Origin of the sequence: Enterobacter sp. P82, assembly GCF_037053385.1 — a bacterium.
GTDB lineage: Bacteria > Pseudomonadota > Gammaproteobacteria > Enterobacterales > Enterobacteriaceae > Enterobacter.
This window is the reverse complement of sequence record NZ_JBALHX010000004.1, coordinates 214894-231759: the sequence shown is the minus strand read 5'-3', so window position 1 is coordinate 231759 and position 16866 is coordinate 214894. Positions and strand designations below refer to the sequence as shown.

Annotated in this window: 24 protein-coding genes and 1 tRNA gene; 2 read left to right on the top strand and 23 right to left on the bottom strand. The window is 53.9% G+C overall.

The annotated features are described in order from the left end of the window. Positions 1-26 precede the first annotated feature (26 nt). The gene (mug, locus tag WB237_RS18350) at positions 27-533 is read right to left on the bottom strand and encodes a G/U mismatch-specific DNA glycosylase (RefSeq protein WP_336215160.1); all 507 of its coding nucleotides are present in this window, start codon (positions 531-533) and stop codon (positions 27-29) included. A 124-nt stretch (positions 534-657) separates the two neighbouring features. Here mug and WB237_RS18345 point away from each other — a divergent pair. Beyond that, positions 658-733 (top strand) — tRNA-Ile (locus WB237_RS18345). Between the two features lie 156 nt (positions 734-889). Here the strand turns inward: WB237_RS18345 and WB237_RS18340 are convergent. The 14 genes from WB237_RS18340 to WB237_RS18275 form a co-directional block, all read right to left on the bottom strand. Beyond that, complete coding sequence (locus WB237_RS18340) at positions 890-1108, bottom strand: DNA-binding transcriptional regulator (RefSeq protein ID WP_095450178.1); 219 nt, start codon at positions 1106-1108, stop codon at positions 890-892. Between the two features lie 68 nt (positions 1109-1176). Further along, complete coding sequence (locus WB237_RS18335) at positions 1177-2343, bottom strand: phage late control D family protein (RefSeq protein WP_336215157.1); 1167 nt, start codon at positions 2341-2343, stop codon at positions 1177-1179. Then, on the bottom strand, positions 2340-2804 hold the full coding sequence (locus tag WB237_RS18330) for a phage tail protein (protein WP_336215155.1): 465 nt from the start codon (positions 2802-2804) through the stop codon (positions 2340-2342). Before WB237_RS18330 ends, WB237_RS18335 begins: the two co-directional genes overlap by 4 nt. Positions 2805-2815: 11 nt before the next feature. Continuing rightward, positions 2816-5263: a phage tail tape measure protein gene (locus tag WB237_RS18325; protein WP_336215153.1), complete on the bottom strand. Its 2448-nt coding sequence runs from the start codon at positions 5261-5263 to the stop codon at positions 2816-2818. After that, the gene (locus WB237_RS18320) at positions 5253-5375 is read right to left on the bottom strand and encodes a GpE family phage tail protein (protein WP_032658721.1); all 123 of its coding nucleotides are present in this window, start codon (positions 5373-5375) and stop codon (positions 5253-5255) included. The genes WB237_RS18325 and WB237_RS18320 overlap by 11 nt, the downstream gene beginning before the upstream one ends. Positions 5376-5407: 32 nt before the next feature. Continuing rightward, positions 5408-5701 carry a phage tail assembly protein gene (locus WB237_RS18315; protein WP_336215148.1) on the bottom strand — a complete coding sequence of 98 codons (294 nt, stop codon included), beginning with the start codon at positions 5699-5701 and terminating at the stop codon, positions 5408-5410. Between the two features lie 60 nt (positions 5702-5761). Beyond that, positions 5762-6280, bottom strand: a complete 519-nt coding sequence (locus WB237_RS18310; protein ID WP_023209060.1) for a phage major tail tube protein — start codon at positions 6278-6280, stop codon at positions 5762-5764. 12 nt (positions 6281-6292) lie between these two features. Beyond that, positions 6293-7486, bottom strand: coding sequence for a phage tail sheath protein (locus WB237_RS18305; RefSeq protein ID WP_336215144.1), 1194 nt, complete (start codon positions 7484-7486; stop codon positions 6293-6295). A gap of 123 nt (positions 7487-7609) precedes the next feature. Next, positions 7610-8032 (bottom strand): tail fiber assembly protein, encoded by a 423-nt coding sequence (locus WB237_RS18300; RefSeq protein ID WP_336215142.1) that lies wholly within the window; start codon positions 8030-8032, stop codon positions 7610-7612. A 3-nt stretch (positions 8033-8035) separates the two neighbouring features. Next, positions 8036-10282 (bottom strand): phage tail-collar fiber domain-containing protein, encoded by a 2247-nt coding sequence (locus WB237_RS18295; protein WP_336215140.1) that lies wholly within the window; start codon positions 10280-10282, stop codon positions 8036-8038. Positions 10283-10293: 11 nt separating this feature from the next. Further along, a complete protein-coding gene (locus WB237_RS18290; protein WP_336215138.1) occupies positions 10294-10824 on the bottom strand; it encodes a phage tail protein I in 531 nt (176 codons plus the stop codon). Further along, positions 10817-11725 carry a baseplate assembly protein gene (locus WB237_RS18285; protein WP_336215136.1) on the bottom strand — a complete coding sequence of 303 codons (909 nt, stop codon included), beginning with the start codon at positions 11723-11725 and terminating at the stop codon, positions 10817-10819. The genes WB237_RS18290 and WB237_RS18285 overlap by 8 nt, the downstream gene beginning before the upstream one ends. Positions 11726-11730: 5 nt before the next feature. After that, a complete protein-coding gene (locus WB237_RS18280) occupies positions 11731-12081 on the bottom strand; it encodes a GPW/gp25 family protein (protein WP_095450167.1) in 351 nt (116 codons plus the stop codon). Beyond that, positions 12078-12719: a phage baseplate assembly protein V gene (locus tag WB237_RS18275; protein WP_095450166.1), complete on the bottom strand. Its 642-nt coding sequence runs from the start codon at positions 12717-12719 to the stop codon at positions 12078-12080. The genes WB237_RS18280 and WB237_RS18275 overlap by 4 nt, the downstream gene beginning before the upstream one ends. A 148-nt stretch (positions 12720-12867) precedes the next feature. On the opposite strand from WB237_RS18275, the gene WB237_RS18270 reads away from it, so the two are divergent. Further along, positions 12868-13884 carry a pentapeptide repeat-containing protein gene (locus tag WB237_RS18270; protein WP_255220598.1) on the top strand — a complete coding sequence of 339 codons (1017 nt, stop codon included), beginning with the start codon at positions 12868-12870 and terminating at the stop codon, positions 13882-13884. Between the two features lie 55 nt (positions 13885-13939). On the opposite strand, the gene WB237_RS18265 is transcribed toward WB237_RS18270, so the two are convergent. The 8 genes from WB237_RS18265 to WB237_RS18230 are packed head-to-tail and all read right to left on the bottom strand — an operon-like array spanning position 13940 to position 16787. Beyond that, positions 13940-14395 (bottom strand): phage virion morphogenesis protein, encoded by a 456-nt coding sequence (locus tag WB237_RS18265; protein WP_336215129.1) that lies wholly within the window; start codon positions 14393-14395, stop codon positions 13940-13942. After that, entirely contained in the window at positions 14388-14855 is a 468-nt protein-coding gene (locus tag WB237_RS18260) for a phage tail protein (protein WP_095450164.1), read from the bottom strand. Before WB237_RS18260 ends, WB237_RS18265 begins: the two co-directional genes overlap by 8 nt. Beyond that, positions 14818-15063: an Rz1-like lysis system protein LysC gene (lysC, locus tag WB237_RS18255; RefSeq protein ID WP_095450163.1), complete on the bottom strand. Its 246-nt coding sequence runs from the start codon at positions 15061-15063 to the stop codon at positions 14818-14820. The genes WB237_RS18260 and lysC overlap by 38 nt, the downstream gene beginning before the upstream one ends. Continuing rightward, a complete protein-coding gene (gene lysB / locus WB237_RS18250; RefSeq protein ID WP_336215125.1) occupies positions 14951-15376 on the bottom strand; it encodes an Rz-like lysis system protein LysB in 426 nt (141 codons plus the stop codon). Before lysB ends, lysC begins: the two co-directional genes overlap by 113 nt. Then, on the bottom strand, positions 15373-15882 hold the full coding sequence (locus tag WB237_RS18245) for a lysozyme (RefSeq protein WP_336215123.1): 510 nt from the start codon (positions 15880-15882) through the stop codon (positions 15373-15375). The genes lysB and WB237_RS18245 overlap by 4 nt, the downstream gene beginning before the upstream one ends. After that, on the bottom strand, positions 15866-16087 hold the full coding sequence (locus WB237_RS18240; protein WP_095450160.1) for an HP1 family phage holin: 222 nt from the start codon (positions 16085-16087) through the stop codon (positions 15866-15868). The genes WB237_RS18245 and WB237_RS18240 overlap by 17 nt, the downstream gene beginning before the upstream one ends. Continuing rightward, positions 16078-16281, bottom strand: a complete 204-nt coding sequence (locus WB237_RS18235) for a tail protein X (protein ID WP_336215120.1) — start codon at positions 16279-16281, stop codon at positions 16078-16080. Before WB237_RS18235 ends, WB237_RS18240 begins: the two co-directional genes overlap by 10 nt. After that, positions 16281-16787 carry a head completion/stabilization protein gene (locus WB237_RS18230; RefSeq protein WP_095450158.1) on the bottom strand — a complete coding sequence of 169 codons (507 nt, stop codon included), beginning with the start codon at positions 16785-16787 and terminating at the stop codon, positions 16281-16283. The genes WB237_RS18235 and WB237_RS18230 overlap by 1 nt, the downstream gene beginning before the upstream one ends. Positions 16788-16866: the final 79 nt, after the last annotated feature.

Below are 16866 nucleotides of genomic sequence, written 5' to 3'. Positions count from 1 at the left end.
AATGCCGGAGCGTGACGCTCCGGCAGTTACAACCCCCGTACGACCAGTGTCTCATCGAGTTCACGATACGCTTCAACCAGTTTGTCCAGTGTCGCCCTGTTCAATCCGCTCGGGTTCGGCAACACCCACACCTGCGTAACGCCAATCATGATGCTCTGCTTGCCCCACTTCGTTCCACGCTGGCTGAACGCCTGCTCGTAGGCCTGCTTACCGAGGATTGCCAGAGCTGCCGGCTGATAATCGTCTATTTTCTTGATCAGCTCCCGCCCGCCGCTACGCAGTTCATGCAGGTTGACCTCCGTTGCCTGCACCGTAGGACGCTCAACCAGCATGGTGATCCCGCAGCGCGTATCCAGAAGGTGTTGCTCTTCTTCGGGCTTGAGTAACCGGTCAGTAAACCCCGCCTGATGGATAACCTTCCAGAAACGATTCCCCGGATGGGCGAAGTGAAAACCGGTGTGCGCCGAGGACTTACCCGGGTTAATTCCGCAGAACACCACCCGCAGCCCGGGGGCCAGAATGTCGTTGATCATCTTTACTCCCACTGATACATCGTTATGGAAGTATAAAGGATTGATTATGCGTTGTTTATAAAAACAGCAGGCAGGTTTGAATGGCTGGATTGCTGAGGGGAGTTACTTTATAATTCACCGCCACGGCCCCTTAGCTCAGTGGTTAGAGCAGGCGACTCATAATCGCTTGGTCGCTGGTTCAAGTCCAGCAGGGGCCACCAAATTTTAGCTTTAAAATCATATAATTAAGCCACTCAGTTGAGTGGCTTTTTTGTTGTCTTTTTTTCGAATGGCGATGAAATGGCGGTGTTTTTTTACCGCCACTTTTCTTCGCGCATAAAAAAACCCGCGCGCGGCGGGCATTTAGAGAAAATTTGTCATAGCCATAATGTACGCTGACCACCGACAGCCGGGTGCGGTGGAGCAGGAGTTACCGTCCCGGGCGTAACAATAAAACGCTCTACCGACTCCATCGTCACAAACGTACAACTACAGTTGATGTTTGTGCACTGGTGATAGCGTTCTTTAGTATTCTCACTCAGATAGCGACTTGTGCGCGCATGCGCTGCGTGCTGACATTTAGGACAGTGAAACATAAATCGCCCTCAATTCACATAAAGTGAATGAATGATACTCAAATTTTCACCATTTGAGAATAACTTATTTATTCTTCATCTACAGTTGTGTATTCAACATCAGATACTTTTACCTCAAGCTCTAGCCCCGTCGTGTAGCCGTTTCCGTTGAGGTTATGCACCACCCGGCTGATTATCCACGCCTGTTCGTCTATAACGCGCTTAAAGCCTTTGACCGCTATTGGCGTTTCAGGAAATAAATCCGCCCGTCCAATTGCCAGCGAGATTGAAAACTCAGCGACACCTCGCTGCAGCTTGTCCCACGTTGCCTGAGCGGCGCGCATGGCCTGCGCCTTTGTCGCGTAGATGGTCGTGAGCTCCAGCACGTTGTCAGATTCACCGGCCATATACTCACCCTCGCGCGCTTCCTGCTCTTTTTGGGTTTTGACCTTTGTCGGGGCTTTGGTCGCTTTCGGGTGCTGCAGCGCGCGCAGGTGCTGCTCTTTCGGTTTACGCTGGAGCTTTACCTTTTGCTTCTGCGGTTTCGGGTCTTTCGTATGCAACCATTTAGCCGTAACGCCGGTGTAAGCTTCCCGGTCTGCAATGGCAAACTGATGACGGTCTCCGTCGCCACGCTCAAGGGTCATCTGAGGGATGGGCTTCCCGCTGGCCGTCTTACCGCTCCCGGCTTTCAGGAATAACAGTTTCCCCGCTTTTACCGAGACCGCTGCACCGTTCCGGTCAGCCAGGCGGGAAAGAAACACCGCGTCGGACTCCTGCGACTGGTCAATGTGGGGCACGGAGATCGCTTTCAGCGTGTCGGCCACACTGGCCGTCAGTTTGTTGCGTGCTGCAATCGTCTCCAAGATTTGCCCGATGGTGGTGTTATGCCATGACTGCTCGCGGCGTGAATTCAATGTCCCGCGAAAATCGGCGCTGCGCCCCCGGATGGTCAGCGTATCAGGCGCGCCTCTGTGCTCGATTTCGTCGACCGTGAACGTGCCTTTATTCAGCAAAGCCGCTCCCTGCCAGCCTAACCACAGTGTGAGCATTGCCCCGCGTGGCGGCAGCTCGACAAGCCCGTCGGTGTCATCCAGCTCAATATCAAGTTGGTCCGCCTCGAATCCGCGATTGTCGGTCATGGTCAGACCGATAAGCCGGTCGCTGAAATTCTGCGTGATATCCGCACCATCAAGCGTGAGCATAAACGCAGGGGCTATCTTCGCCCCGGCATGAATATCCATTCCTGTAATCATCCTGCCAGCCCTCCCAGCCAGTTACCGGCAGACGTGACCAGATTGTCGGCCTGCGTCTGCAGGTCGCCATAAATGGCCGCGAGCGATTTATCGACCCGCTTTAGCGACAGGCTAAACTCGATTTTTCTGGCTGCACCGTCGCTGAAAAGTTCGGTGTGCGTGTGCGTCACCTTGTCGATGACGTACATGCCGTGGATCATGCCCGTTCCGTCAATCAACGGCCACGCTCTGCCCTCGTCGGCCATCAGCTCGATGGCGGTCAGCGACAGACGACCACCGGTGATTTCGGGATAGAGCACTCCCCACAGCGTGCGCGTGGTTTCCCCTTCCCCGAGATACTGATAAGCCGGTGGCTTGCCGATACGGTCGTTTGACACCCAGCGGTAATCTTTCGAGTACTGCATTGACTGATGCGGTATCGTGTGGCGCTCAAACACAAACAAACCTAAAACCATTAACATGCATTTCCCCCTCAGTCATGGCGCATACTTGAGCGCTGGCGCGCACGGTTTTCCCGGTCAAGTTTATCGACCGCCTCGCGGAGCTGACGGTCAAGGTCGCTACCCGGCGCGATGCCACCATTCAGGTGAATGTTATATTCCGGCTTGCTCTGGTCGACGTAAGTCTTTCCAGTGGGAGCCGTTACCGGCTGATATGCCTGATAACCGCCATATGTTGAGGTTGCCGGAATATAAGACCCATTTTGCGAGCCCGTTGCGGCACTGGCTTTTGCTGCGGTCTGGTCGAGGTTACCCGACTCTTTTTTGATGACTCCGAGCTTTTCCAGCAGCCAGCTAACCTTACCGCTCAGGCTGTTGAAGATATTGAGTGGAGCCATCAGCGCATCAGCCAGCGCCTGACCAAACGCCACGCCGACATTTTTGCAACGGTCGAGCGTTTCCTGCGTCGCCTTCACCGGTGCTATCAGGTCAGTGAACCATTGCCAGACTCCGCGCAGTTTCTCAATGATGGAATCAAACACCGGCGCAAGTGGTGAGAAAATTCCGGCCACCGGCGCAAAGGCCGCTTTAAGACCTTCCACCACGCCGGAAAAGAATGCGCTGATTGGCTCCCAGTATTTCCGAATCAGGAGCGCCCCGGCCACCACTGCACCAGCTACTGCAACCACCGGCAGACTGATTGCCCCGATTGCGGTCACTATCGCACTGCCGGTCACGGTAAACACGGTTCCCAGCACACCGGCAGCGGCAATAATGGCGTTGATACCCATCACTACCGGCCACGCAACGAGACCAATACCGCCTATAATGCCAATCAACGCCAGCGCACCACCGGCAATGACACCAATAGTGGTCGCAAGTGTTTTATTTTGGGTGATCCACCCGTCGAGCTTTAAAACATATCGTGTAGCCGTTTGCGTCAGCTTACGCAGTGAGCCCTCTTGCTGGTCAAACAGGTCAGTACCTACGGCCTCATAAGCTGACTGGAATTCTTTGAAGTCGCCCCCGAGGTTGTCCTGCATGATTTTGACCAGCTCCTCGGTTTTGCCGTCAGAAGCTTTAAACGCCGCCGTGAGCTGGTCGAGTTTGCCGCTTGAGGCTGCGGTCATCAGTACCGCCGCCGCCGAGCTGGCCTCCTCACCGAAAATGGTTTTCATGTACTCGCCTTTCTGGCTGGTTCCGAGATTGTTTTTCTCAAAACTGCGCTGGATTTCTTTCAGAATGGCGAATATCGGGCGCGTGTTGCCCTTGCTGTCCGACGTTTTAACACCGAGTTCTTTAATGGCCTCGTATGCCTTACCGGTCGGAGCCTGCAGGCGACTCAGGACGGCACGGCTACCCGTTCCCGCCATCGAGCCGGTGATTTTGGCGTCATGGAGCGCGCCGACCATTGCGGCAGTCTGCTCGATACTGACCCCGGCATTTTTTGCCACCGGCGCGGCATAGGTCAGCGCGTCGCTCAGCCCGTCAAAGTCAGCGGCCGTTTTGTTCATCGTCATAGACAGCACGTCGCCGATGTGTGCGATCTGGTCGTTTGACATCTGAAACGCGGATTTCATCCCGGTCAGAAGGGCGGCGTTTTCTTCCATCGAGCGCCGGTTAGACAGCGCCATATTCAGCGTGACCGGCGTCGCCGCCTGAATGGCTGCAGCATCCCCGCCACTCTTCGCAATGATAATCTGCGCGCTCGCCGCATCGTCTGCAGACGCGGCGGTATTGTCACCGAGCTGGCGCGCCTGTTTGCGCAGCGCCTCCATTTCGGGTGACTGTTTGTCGACCCCGAGCACGGCCTGCAGCTCAGAGTTTTTCTGTGCAAACGAATAGCCAGGCATCAGCAGTTTTACCCCGGCCATCGTTCCCGCCGTGGCGATACCTACACCGGCAGCGCCTGCAGCGGCCATATTTCCCGCTAGCTCCTTGCCAGATTTATATCGCTCTTTCACCTGGCTTAATTTCGCCTGCTGAGCACTGACCCGCGCCAGTGCTTCACGTTGCCGGTTAAGCTGAGCGGTGGTTTCACTGATGCTGGTTTTCAGGCGGCGCTCATCTGCCGACAGGGTGCGGGTGTTAATCCCGGCCTGCGCGAGTTCGGTGCGCTGACGCTGTACCGACTGCCTGAGGCGGTTGTATTTGAGTTGCAGGTCAGCAGCGGATTTTTTTGCCGCTTCCATCGCGCGCGCCTGCGCGGTTGTAGGGTTCTGCGTGTTTTTAAACTGGACGGCCAGCGCAGCGGCTTCCTGTTTAGCCTTGTTAAGCGACTGACCGGTCACGGCAAGCTGTGCGCTCGCTTTCCTGAATCCGTCAATTCTGGACGCCTGCGCATTCAGATCGCGCAGGCTGTTTTGAGAAGTGCGGATGTCGCCAGCAAGAGTCTTGCTGGCAGTCTGGATAGCTTTGAGCGGTCGGCTTGCCCGGTCTACTGCGTTCAGCAGTACCTCAATCCTGACGTTATTGCTCATGGTGGTTTCCGCTTCGCTGCAGCGCCTTGTCGCGCCATGTGATGAGCTCGGTCACACTCAGGGAATTCAGCTCTGATGGCGGCCAGTGAAATATCACCGCAATATCCGCCATCAGGTCATCGACCGAAAGGTTATCAGGGAAGGTCAGCGAGCCGAAGATGGTGACAAAAAACCGACCACCTTACCGGCGAATAAAATCAGGTCTGATGCTTCCAGACGCATGACCTCGTGCTCGGTCAGCGCCGGGTAAGTCATGCGAGGCAGCACCTTAATCAGCGCATCGACGTCAGAGTTTGCCAGTGACGCCAGACTCACACCGCGCAGGGTTCCGGCATTGGGTTTGGTCAGCGTCACCTGTTCGATTTTTTGCTCACCGCGCATGACAGGGTTATCGAGGATCACAATGTTCTGGTTTTCGGTTTCGTTGATGTTTTCCATGATGTTGCTCTCTTTGAAATTGAGTAAATGCCCGGCCAGCCAGGCTGACCGGTTAAGGGATTACAGGCCAATCGCCCGGCGGTGCTCAGCGAGACGGTCGACGCCGTCGACTTTCATCACCATGTTGATGACGTCAATTTCGATGACCTCTTTGCCGTCAATCGTGAGCTGGTAGTAAGCGCACTCGGTCGACATCTTGGTCGTGCCGCTTTCACCCTGTTTGTTTTCGCCGCCGTCGTACTCCTTGTGACGGCCACGCATGACCACCTCAACGGCAGAAATTGCGCCGGTGTCGTCGCGCTGGAATGAGCCTGTGAAACGCAGCGGCACGCTGTCCGCACCCGGTGACGCGTACTGCGCCCACAGCTCAACGTCAGGCAGGCCGCCCAGCGTCCACTCAAGCGACAGCGCATCGTCGTCGAGGCCGAGGTCAATCGACACCGCGCCCGGCATCCCGCCGCCGCGATATTTTTCGAGCTTACGGGTCAGCTTTGGCAGGGTGACGGATTCAACGACGCCCATGTAGCTGAGACCGTCGTTAAACATATTCAGATATTTCAGTTTCCGTGGTAACGCCATGCTCTGAGCTCCTTAGCTGTTGACCGAGTCTGACAGGTCTGCCAGATAGGTATCAGTGATGCGCTGGCGCAGGGTCAGGTTTTCCAGCGGCGGGACGGGGGTGTAGTCGTAGTCAATGTACAGTTTCCCGGCTTTCAGGGTTTCCACGCTGTTTGACTCCGGGTCGTACCAGCATGAGCCGTCAACGATATAGCCGTTATTTTTCAGCTCACGGAATTTGGCATTGATACCGGCGACGATGTCGCGGATGAGCGTTGCAGAAACCGGCTTATCCATCGCCCACGCGTGCGCCTCCGCCATCGTGTCGGCCAGCACCTGCGCCGTGCGGGTGTAGTTTTCAAACACGAATAACGGATCGTCCGAGCAGGTGCGGTTGCCCCAGAATTTAAAGCCGTCGTTGCGGATGAGCGTTGTCACCCCGGCCTGATTCAGCAGGTTGGCGTCGGTGGCCTGCTCCTGCAAATCCCATGAGACCGAGGCACTGACACCGGTGACGCCATTCACGCCCACGTTGGACAGCGTTTTGTGCCAGCCGGTCTCCTGGTCGATTCTGGCACGCAGGCCGAGCGCCCGGGCGGTCGCCCATGCAATATCGGTTTCGTTTGCCGTGGTGTCCCATGCCAGAAAATCAGGGTGAATCACCATGAGCTCACGCTGGCTGAAGTTCTCACGGTATTTGATGGCGTCAGAAATGGTCTTGCAGCCCCACGCGCTTACGTAGCCGAACGCGCGCAGGCTCTGGCAGGTCGATGCAAGCGCGGTCGCCACTTCCTGCGTATCCAGCCCCGGCACGCCGAGAATGCGTGGCTTAACGCCGGTGACGGTTTTCGCCGTTAACAGCGCTTTCAGACCGGTGTATTTGCCGTTCTCATCCGTCGTGCCGATGATGTTAGAAATCGTCTCTTTCTGTGCCGCTTCCGGGGCGTCAGGGTCTTCGATACCTTCGGGAACACGCACCACCACAATGACCGGTTTGCACTGGTCGGCGATGGCCTGCAGGGATTTTGCCAGCGTGCCTTTTTTACCGGCTTTACCGATAGCCGTTTGCACACTGGTAATCAGCACCGGCTCGTTAAGGGGGAATGTCTTTGCGTCAGCATCGCTGGCCGTGCAGACCATGCCGATGATGGCCGTCGAGACGGTGGAAATGGTTCGCGTGCCATCGTTAATCTCGATGACCTCGACGCCGTGATGATAATCGCCCATCTGTTTAACTCCGTGGTTAAGGGGTGCGACTATTTTCTGTTGTGTGCTCTGCGGGTGCGATGCAATGGCGTTGGTGGAGGTATGAGACAACAAACAAAAAGCCCTCCGGGTGGAGGGCTCAGGTCAGGCAGGTAATTCAGGCCATTCTATCGAGGGGGCGGCGCTCATATCGAGGCGGTTTAACATCACACGGTAACGCTTCCATGACTCAAGTTTGCCGATTTCTTCCGGCGTTGCCTCACCTAAATCGATGGCATCCTGCAACGGTGCAATATTATCGGTTGCTTCTGCCATCAGTTTTAATTTTTTACTTTCGGCAAGAGCATATAATTCTGCCTCTGTAGGCGCAGGCTGTTCAGTCAGAACTGGCTGACCATATTCATTTGGCGAAATAATTTTTCCGTTGCCCTGTTCCTGAATTAAATACTCCCGCCACCGTTGAGATATTTCGACCAAATCATCCGGCCACGTTCCTTGGGCTTCATAAGATTCTCTTAAAAAATCATCATAAAATCCGTTTGTTGTCGGGCTGTAGTATGTTTTCATTTTTTACTTCCCCATCGCTGTCCACATAACTGTTTCAGTACCACCGCCAGCGATACGCAAATTCCACCCCGTGGTGTTTACATCATATGGCTGCATTGCAGCACCTTGCCCTGTTGAGTTGTTTCGGGTTGGGATAACCCCGAAGCATTTTGAGGGAAATGCAAAGGGGAATGTCACCCTGCCACTGTTTGCCACTCCGGTAGTCTGTCCCATCATAGTAATCACGCCAGTGGCAGTATTTTTCCACCATATAATGTTGCCACTTATGCCTGAAGTATCCGGTGCCGCATAGCTGCCTTTGGGCTGATATCTGCCGTCACTCTCTGCTTTGGTGTAAGCCCCTGTTTTAGGCATGTACCCGGCATCTGACTGTGATTTGGTGTAATAACGGCTGTCAAAGTTCGCAAAACTACCCGGAAAAATTTGCCCCGGTGCGGTAAAGTTTCCGTTAACGTCCCATTTATAATTAACTTCCCCACTTCCGCTCCCCTTCATATGCAGATGCCATGAAAGCTCAGCACCCGCTACCAGTGACCCCATTGAAAAAGCCCAGGAGTTTTTTCCGGTAACCGTTGCCTGCTGCTTGATTACCGGATGGTATTCACTCGTGCCAGTGGTTGAATACGAATTATAAAATGCCGCTTTTGCTGTGTACTGCTCAGCCCATGCATATGCTCCGGAATAACCCGCAGTTATATCTTTACCAGCATTAATCGTGTTATTGACCGTCAGCGGCGCGCCTGACTGCAATGACCCGGTTTCGAGATTAACCCACAGAGGACGAAGCGCGTTATAGCTTCCATAAGCGTCGTCCTTGTTGGTAAGCATCAGATAAAGATTATTACCGTCATTTCGCCAGAATGTACCGTAACCACCCCCAACAATTCGGTATGAGTTAGCAGATGTTGACTGAAACTCAGCAGCGTTCCTTACAACGCCCTTTACCTCATTACTTCCCGTAAGAGGAATGGCGTTAACATCTGCCGCAGTGGGTTTATTACCTGAATGATAAATGTCATACCAGGGGTTCCATTTTTGTGCCGCATCACCGTTATACGTTCTGAACTTTATATTTTTTCCGTCGTTGTAAGACGCGGTAATCTGTACCGGATAGTTACCCGACAGTCCCGAAAAGCTAAGTAAAGAGCCATTAATCCCGGCAGAATTTCCGGCAGTTGGATACAAAAATGATACCGAGTTAGCTGGCAGGTTGTTGGCGTCATTAACATTATTACCTGCACCGTCAGCTTTTGCGGCTACTGTACGCACAGCTATGGCTCCACCATTAACCAGCAAACGTCCGGCGGTCACGTCATCTTTTGATGTCTGTGCGTCTTTGACTGCTGCGGTGCCAAGACTTTTTTTCAGTTCAGTTAGCGAATCATTAACTGATTTTACTGCTTTCGGTGTCGCGGCAAGTACCTCGGACGAGCTATCTGTTGCACTGCTGAGCTGAACAATACCTTTTTGTGCTGTAGTGGCGTCCTGAGCCGTGTATTTACCTTTTGCAAGGTCATACGCCGCTTTAACTGCTTTCGGCGTCGCTGCAAGTACCTCGGACGAGCTATCTGTTGCACTGCTGAGCTGAACAATACCCTTTTGCGCCGTGGTGGCGTCCTGAGCCGTATATTTCGCTTTCGCGAGGTCATATGCTACCTTAACCGCTTTCGGCGTCGCTGCGAGCGTCTCAGACGTGCTGTCAGTTGCACTGCTTAGCTGAGTGAAACCCTTTGCAGTAAGGGTGGCGTCAGGATGACGGCGGGACTGCTCATGCTCTGCGATTTTATCGTCGACATAGTCCTGTGTTGCCATCACCGTTGAGGTGTCAATCGTGAGCTCGACTGACTCGATGTCGCTGACCATGATGACCATACGCACGGTCTGCGCACGCCCTGAGCCCTCCGCCAGCGCTGGCTTGTAGCTTTCAGCCATATTACCGACTGCAATCAGCGTGCCGGTGTCATCATAGAGACCCATTTCACGCATCCAGAAACCGCCGGTTTCAGGCGGGATGAGCAGTTCCGCCACGACATAATTTTTGTTTTTCTTGTCCTGGCTGATTTTATTCAGGGCATGACGCCAGACCTCTTTGATGAGCTTCGTCTGGTTTGGGTCAGGCACTGGCAGCGTGCCGCCACCGTCACCGATGGCCATCGCCGTTAAATTCACTTTTTTCCCGTTCGGGATGGTCGCTGCGGCCAGCTTAACTGCACCGGCTTTGGTGATGACCGTTTTATATTTCACTGTCATTGTTATCTCACTTATCCGGGATAAACCGTAATGATGTCGCCGTCATAGGTCAGGGCTCCGGTGTACAGGTGGCCGGGTATGTCCTGAATAATATTGAGGCCGATAAGGTGGCGGCTGGCTGGCTTTGCATCAGCAATGAGCCGTTCCATCTCGTAATACATTTCCTCGGTGATGCCGGTCTCTAACACACCGATATCGAGCCGAAATGTGCCGGGCGGGTCGTTTGTTTCCCACCACTCAGTCACGTTAATCAGATAGCCGAGAGGCTCCACCACGCGGTGCACTGCCCCAATCGTGCCTTTGTGCGCATGGATAAACCACGCCGCGCGGATCACATCGCGTTTGGTGGCCTCCGGCCAGTTCTCATCCCAGCGGTCAACGGAAAACGCCCACGCCAGCCACGGCAGCAGATTTGCCGGGCAGTCGTCAGGACTCCAGAGGCGACGCAGCGGAACGGGGGTCTGTTCAATCTCAGCACAGGCGCGCGCCGCTGCCACCTCCAGCGGCGAGGAGCCCACCGGCAACAGGCGGGTATCATTCATCGTTACCCCCTATGGTGACGCTGTACTCGCTGCACCATGACGCCTGAGTCTCGTCGAGCACGATGTCGGCCACCGGCGCGACCAGCTCGACGCGCTGCACACCTTCGACGTGGAGCGCGGCATAAATGGCCGATTTTCGGATATCACGCCCGAGCCGGTGCTGCGTGGTGATATACGCCTGTAGTTTTGCTTTTGCCGCACTGAGCACCGGCTCGCTCTCGGGACCGGGATACAGGTAAAGCGACGCGGTGATTTTATAGTCGACAATTTTTGCTGACTGCACGGTCACGCGGTCGGCCACCGGCCTCACGTCCTCATCATTCAGGGCAGCGCGCACGATGGCGAGCAGCTCGTCGGAGGCCACGCCGTTACTTTCGCGGGACAGCACCGAGACCGTCACACACGCGGGCTCGGGACTGATAACGGAAATATCTGCGACCCGCCCGTCGGCGCTGCGGCCATGAAACTGATATGCACCGGTTGAACCTGCGGTGCTCAGCCCCTCCGGGGCTTGCTGGATGCGCAGACGATAGTCGGTGTCCGACTCCATTTCGGCAAGTGTTGGCGGTAACATGGTGTCATCCGCAGGGGTGATAATGAGACGCTCAACGCTGGCGTTTGCCCCTAACTGGTCGAGGTCAGCGCCGGTGGCGTAAGCCAGCATGACCGCACGCGCGGCCTCGTTGACACGCTGTCGCCAGATAACTTCCCGATAGGCGTTTTCCTGCAACAGCTTCACAATCGGCTCAGATTCAAGCGTCAGCGTGCGCGCGACCGCCTCCTGCTGGTCTTCGGGGTAAAGCGTGACGAGCGTCGCCTTGCGTTCGCTCAGGATGGTTTCATAGTCCAGCTCTTCCACGACATCCGGCGCGGCGAGCTGGCTCAGGTCAACAATTGCCATAGCGTTTAACTCAGTGGAATGGTGATGGAAAACGGCTGGCCTGATGTCGACCGCGTGCCGGTGATATCGACATACAGCCCGCCGTCGGCGTCCGACCGTTCAAAGTTGATGGTTGTCAGGCTGACGCGCGGCTCCCACTTCTGGATCGCGGAATAACACGCGGCCATAATCTGCAGGCGCAGTGTCGGGGTCTGCGGCTGGTCAATCAGCGCCGATAACAGCGAGCCGTATTCCCGGCGCATGACGCGCGAGCCAACTGGCGTGACCAGAATGTCGCGCACGCTTTGCCTGATATGCTCAACCTCAGAGATACTGAGCCCCGTCTGGCTGTTCATTCCCAGATAACGCACCGTCATTTGATGCCCTCCGTCCAGCTTCCGCCCCGTTCGACGCCGCCGTGGTCGTGGTCATCCACCTGCACACCGTTCGAGGTCAGTTTCCCGCCGGTGTGCTCGATGTCGCCGGTCATCTTCCCGCCTTTCTTCACTTCGAGCGTGCCGGTCGTCAGCTTGTTAGTGCACACCACCTCGGGTGTGTCGAGCGTGATACGGGTTTCCGCTTTCACCAGTACCAGCGGCACGGTGGCCGTAATGGAATCTGACGCGGTCACGTCGGCGGTTTTGATACCTGACACGGTGAGCGCACCGCTTTCGGGCTCATACTCGATGGCCGCCCCGTCAGGAAAGGCAACATGAAACGCATCAGGTGAGGACGACGGTGCGGGATGGTCATCAGAGAAAATGCCCGGCAGCACAAAGGCCGTGTCGAGCTCGCCGCCGAGGGCAAGAATCATCACTTGTTCGCCAACAGAAGGGGCCCACCACACCCGCGAGCGACCGGCGCGAGAAGTTAACCACTGGAGCCAATCAGTAACGATGCCGCCAGTTTGCACTCGGCAGCGACCAGAATCGAGATCAGTCTCAATGATGACGCCGGTACGAATCAGATTCCTGATTGCTCGAGTAATTTCAGTTAAAGTATTTGAAATAGTCATGGGGAAAGAATGCATCTTTCATTCAAACCTCACAAAGATATTCATTTGTTCCGCACACTACACAACTACACTCTCGTTCATGTATGATCCATTTAATCGAATCAATATTCGAACACTCAAAAAATCACACGCAGGTTAAAATACAAACATGAATAATTATTTTGATAAGGTATTGAACGGAATAATCGCAGCGTTTAACTTAAAATTGGCTGCATTCAAAAAATACACTTTAGATATAAAGTCTGATGTTTTGCATGCAAAAGACTCCTGGAGAAAGTTTCAATCTACGCTACCAGGCGAATTTGACTCATTCATGCGAACCCTATCCAACATGAAAAATATCATATTAATTTTTATAGCTTATGCGTTTTTTATAATATTTATCACTGATAAGACGAATAATTACAATGATAACTTCCTCCAAAATTTTCTCGTCAATGCCAACTCATCTATTTTAGATTTTCTTATTTTGGGTGTCATCCTGTATTACTTTGAACACAAAAGACAGAATAATGATGCTATCCAAGAACTCATTAGTGATCTTGAAAACTTAGCAAAACACTCATCCGGCGAACTAAACATCATGAAATTAAAAATCATGAGACAACTAAACCAGAAGGGAGTTTTTGATATTAAAGTCCAAAGAATTGAAATGAATGAACTAGCAGGGATAAAGAATCTTAAATTTAAGGATGCTGACTTAAACAGTATCAATATGAGTCATTCCTACATCAAGAAATGCAATTTTGAGAAATGCATTTTATCTGCAATGAATATCGATAACTGCACCCTGCGAGATGTGCGATTTGTAAATTGTAATTTAAAAAACCTGAAAGCGCAGAATGTGGATTTCCAAAATGTATATTTTGAAAACTGCATTCTAGATGGGGCATATTTCAACGATAGTCAGATTAAAAGTTGCATACTCAAAGGATGTGATTTTAAAAATGTTACCTATGAAGGAGCAAACATGAGGAGTGCGAATTTAACAGACGCCAAAAATATCGATATTACTCAATTAATTAAGGCGGGTTGCTTGGATTATCTAATTTGTGACGAAAAAATAAAGCAAGAGCTAAAAGCAAAAAATGACAGCATAAAATTTGCCAGAGGTAAGGATCGAGGCAAGGGAATCGAACCCAAATCAGTGGGCAAGCCCACCTAAGACGCCAGTCTACCTCTATAACTGCCTGATATAATGGCCATTGATTTATTGCTTGTCAATGGCTTTGATTTATATAGTTGAGGATGATTTCATCTATTTTAATGATATCAATCTCACTGATTCCTAGCAAAGCACGCTCAGGATATTTTATGAATTTACTGTTTTTCCCAGGCTTCTCCATCAACCCATACTGATGCACCCGCGCAATCCGTTGCACCTTACCGGTAAACTCCACCACAGCCGCATCACTGCGACCACTGGCTTTCAAATAGCGACTGGTGCGCAACTTCGCAAACATCGCCCGTTTAATACGCCCCGACTTTGCCCTGAGTGGCTGACGTTTTCGCGCCTGATACGGTATGCCGTCCGGGGATTTTTGCTGTTTGATGCGTTGCTGTTGTGATTTGCGCAGTTCTTTCGCAATTTCAGCGGCAAGCTTGCGCCTCCCTGCCGGTGACAACGCGCCAATCAGCCCCGCCAGTTGGTCATCAAGAGGCTTAAAGTCATTCATCCCACTTACTCACCAGTTCACCGTTGATATAGAGCTCTTTTGGTCGGGTGACGGGCTCAGGCATTGGCGGTTCAGGGGCATAGCTCACATGCAGCGTGCCGTTTTCCTCCTGGATGATGGTGCGCTCGGTGAGCTGCAGGCTGATACTGATATCGACACTGTCCCCGTCGTTTAAATCCATCTGGAAGCGGTAGCCCTTTTTACGCCCGTCATCAGTGGTGCAGATATCCGGCTGATTCTCACGTAACCACGCGGCCACCGGTACGAAAATCAAATCCGGGTCACCCACAAAGTCACACACGATCACATTCAGGGTGTAAATCTTTTCGTGTGACAGAGATGCGGCCAGACGCACATCGATATTCCCCTCATCGGCAAAAATACGCATCATTTCGGGGTTTGTTTTTAACTGCGGAACGGCGTCAGTTAACGCTTCGCGCAGGCTGTGTGCTTTCTTCATCGAGTTTATCCTGGCAATCTTTGACGGTTTCGACCTGTAGCGCGCAGGCGGTGAGCGCGTGCTCAAGCCTGCGGATGTCTGCACTCAGGTCGCCATTAGTCACCGGATCGCTTCCCGGCATCGGGCAATAGCTCACTTTCGGACACGCGCTGTAAACAATGACCGGCGGAGGCGCAACCGGCGCGGGTGTGCAGCCTGCGCACAACATCAGGCAGTTTATCGCTATACCAGCGGCGTAAGGTTTCATTCTCATTTATCAGCCTCGTAATGGTTTTTTCACGCCGCACGGCCATCGCACCGGCGGCAATCAGTTCACCGCGTAAACTGACCTGCGCGGTTTCATTTCGCCTAGCGATCCCCTGCGAAACGGAAAGCTGATTTGTCAGCATCCCGATCACGTTTTTTTGTTCGGTGGCGACCTTGTTCGCCCGTTCAAAAGAACGCGTCAGGTTGCCGTTTTCGTGGCGTTGCCACAGCACAACCGCAATCAGTGCGGCCACTAAAAACAACGTCACTTTCATGGAATTCCCCTGAGGCAGTAAGCACGCTCACGCGCGCGACGGTTTTCCAGCCCGGCGCTGATTTTTCCATTCACATACACCCAACGGGAGAATTGGTCGCACACCTGCCACCATTGATGACGCTTGATATACGAGACCATCGTCGACCGGCAGGCCGCGCCGGTTCCCACGTTGAATGAGAAACTGACCAGCGCGTCGTAAATGTGCTGCGGCATTTCCACCGGCACGCAGACCGCGAGACGTTTCTCGACGTTCAGCACATCCGCGACGAGGTTCGCCGCCGCCTGGCGCTCGGTGATTTCCCCCTTCGGTACTACCCCGGCAGTGTGGCCGATGCCTGACGTCCACACTCCCGCGCTGCACTGGTAAGGCGTCAGGCGACATCCTTCGAGGTCGGCAATCAGCGCCAGCCCCTCAGGCGAGGTGTTAAGCAGACGAAAGTCAGGCATCAGCACCGCCAGCGCCAGCACTGCGGCCACACTGCATCGTTTAATGATTGATTTCACGAATAGCCCCTTTATCGAGTCCGAGCGAGGTCAGGTAGCGATAGGTTTTGCGCTTAAACCAGTAATTCGTCAGCGCGGTAAAAATGGCACATCCGCCACCCACATAAAGCGCCACCTTTTCGGGTGACATCGCCCCGAAATAGGCCAGCACAACGGCCAGCCAGTAGGCGATAAAGGTGGTGATTTTTTCCATCGTCAGTCCCATAGATTCACCGTTTCAGTTCTGGCCGCACTGTCAGCTTCGGGCAGTTCAACCGCCGTACCATGCGGCAGGATCACGCCGAGCTCAGACAGGCCGGGATTCGCCTCTAGCACGGTTTCGAGCACACCCTCCGTGCGCCCGTAGTACCGCGCGCAAATCGCGTCGAGGGTGTCGCCCTGCAGCCCATACGCTTTCATCAGATTTGCCCCACAATGCAGCGCGCTTTGTCCTGGATGCGCGCGACAGACCAGCGCATGTCCCGCCACATTTCATCAATCGTGCTGTCGATGCTGTCGGCTTTTTTGTCACCCTTGGCGGTCGCATCCACGCCACGAAAACGCTCATAAAGCGTGGCCGTCGTCATCGAGCACACGGCGTTGAAGTAGTGGAAAACGCGCACGCTCTCGCCGTCGAGCTTGTCGGTCGGGACATCAGCCAGCGTGGCGTAACCGGCATCGAGCTGACGCTCGCGCCATTCAGCCAGCTCCGCGTTAGTCTCCGCGATGGCGGTCTTAATCGCCCGGCGCAGGCGAACGGGGGAAACGGTCTGCTCTAAGCGCATTTCTTCCCGCACACGCTTCGGGTCAACGTCAGGAAAAAACGGGGTGTTTTTGATTACCGGCTCGCTCACACCCGGCGGCGGTATCACCACGCCCGGCACATCCTGCGGCTCTTTTTTTGGCTCAATAATCAGTGTCGTCATGACAACCTCGGGTAATGGGTGGGCGGTGGACGCCGGTCGCAGTCAGGGCAATAAATACCCGCATTGACCGGCGTGCCGC

Coding starts and splice junctions, on each gene's coding strand:
- mug (WP_336215160.1), bottom strand. CDS start 533: ATGATCAACGACATTCTGGCCCCCGGGCTGCGGGTGGTGTTCTGCGGA.
- WB237_RS18340 (WP_095450178.1), bottom strand. CDS start 1,108: ATGTTTCACTGTCCTAAATGTCAGCACGCAGCGCATGCGCGCACAAGT.
- WB237_RS18335 (WP_336215157.1), bottom strand. CDS start 2,343: ATGATTACAGGAATGGATATTCATGCCGGGGCGAAGATAGCCCCTGCG.
- WB237_RS18330 (WP_336215155.1), bottom strand. CDS start 2,804: ATGTTAATGGTTTTAGGTTTGTTTGTGTTTGAGCGCCACACGATACCG.
- WB237_RS18325 (WP_336215153.1), bottom strand. CDS start 5,263: ATGAGCAATAACGTCAGGATTGAGGTACTGCTGAACGCAGTAGACCGG.
- WB237_RS18320 (WP_032658721.1), bottom strand. CDS start 5,375: ATGGCGGATATTGCGGTGATATTTCACTGGCCGCCATCAGAGCTGAAT.
- WB237_RS18315 (WP_336215148.1), bottom strand. CDS start 5,701: ATGGAAAACATCAACGAAACCGAAAACCAGAACATTGTGATCCTCGAT.
- WB237_RS18310 (WP_023209060.1), bottom strand. CDS start 6,280: ATGGCGTTACCACGGAAACTGAAATATCTGAATATGTTTAACGACGGT.
- WB237_RS18305 (WP_336215144.1), bottom strand. CDS start 7,486: ATGGGCGATTATCATCACGGCGTCGAGGTCATCGAGATTAACGATGGC.
- WB237_RS18300 (WP_336215142.1), bottom strand. CDS start 8,032: ATGAAAACATACTACAGCCCGACAACAAACGGATTTTATGATGATTTT.
- WB237_RS18295 (WP_336215140.1), bottom strand. CDS start 10,282: ATGACAGTGAAATATAAAACGGTCATCACCAAAGCCGGTGCAGTTAAG.
- WB237_RS18290 (WP_336215138.1), bottom strand. CDS start 10,824: ATGAATGATACCCGCCTGTTGCCGGTGGGCTCCTCGCCGCTGGAGGTG.
- WB237_RS18285 (WP_336215136.1), bottom strand. CDS start 11,725: ATGGCAATTGTTGACCTGAGCCAGCTCGCCGCGCCGGATGTCGTGGAA.
- WB237_RS18280 (WP_095450167.1), bottom strand. CDS start 12,081: ATGACGGTGCGTTATCTGGGAATGAACAGCCAGACGGGGCTCAGTATC.
- WB237_RS18275 (WP_095450166.1), bottom strand. CDS start 12,719: ATGACTATTTCAAATACTTTAACTGAAATTACTCGAGCAATCAGGAAT.
- WB237_RS18270 (WP_255220598.1), top strand. CDS start 12,868: ATGAATAATTATTTTGATAAGGTATTGAACGGAATAATCGCAGCGTTT.
- WB237_RS18265 (WP_336215129.1), bottom strand. CDS start 14,395: ATGAATGACTTTAAGCCTCTTGATGACCAACTGGCGGGGCTGATTGGC.
- WB237_RS18260 (WP_095450164.1), bottom strand. CDS start 14,855: ATGAAGAAAGCACACAGCCTGCGCGAAGCGTTAACTGACGCCGTTCCG.
- lysC (WP_095450163.1), bottom strand. CDS start 15,063: ATGTTGTGCGCAGGCTGCACACCCGCGCCGGTTGCGCCTCCGCCGGTC.
- lysB (WP_336215125.1), bottom strand. CDS start 15,376: ATGAAAGTGACGTTGTTTTTAGTGGCCGCACTGATTGCGGTTGTGCTG.
- WB237_RS18240 (WP_095450160.1), bottom strand. CDS start 16,087: ATGGGACTGACGATGGAAAAAATCACCACCTTTATCGCCTACTGGCTG.
- WB237_RS18235 (WP_336215120.1), bottom strand. CDS start 16,281: ATGAAAGCGTATGGGCTGCAGGGCGACACCCTCGACGCGATTTGCGCG.
- WB237_RS18230 (WP_095450158.1), bottom strand. CDS start 16,787: ATGACGACACTGATTATTGAGCCAAAAAAAGAGCCGCAGGATGTGCCG.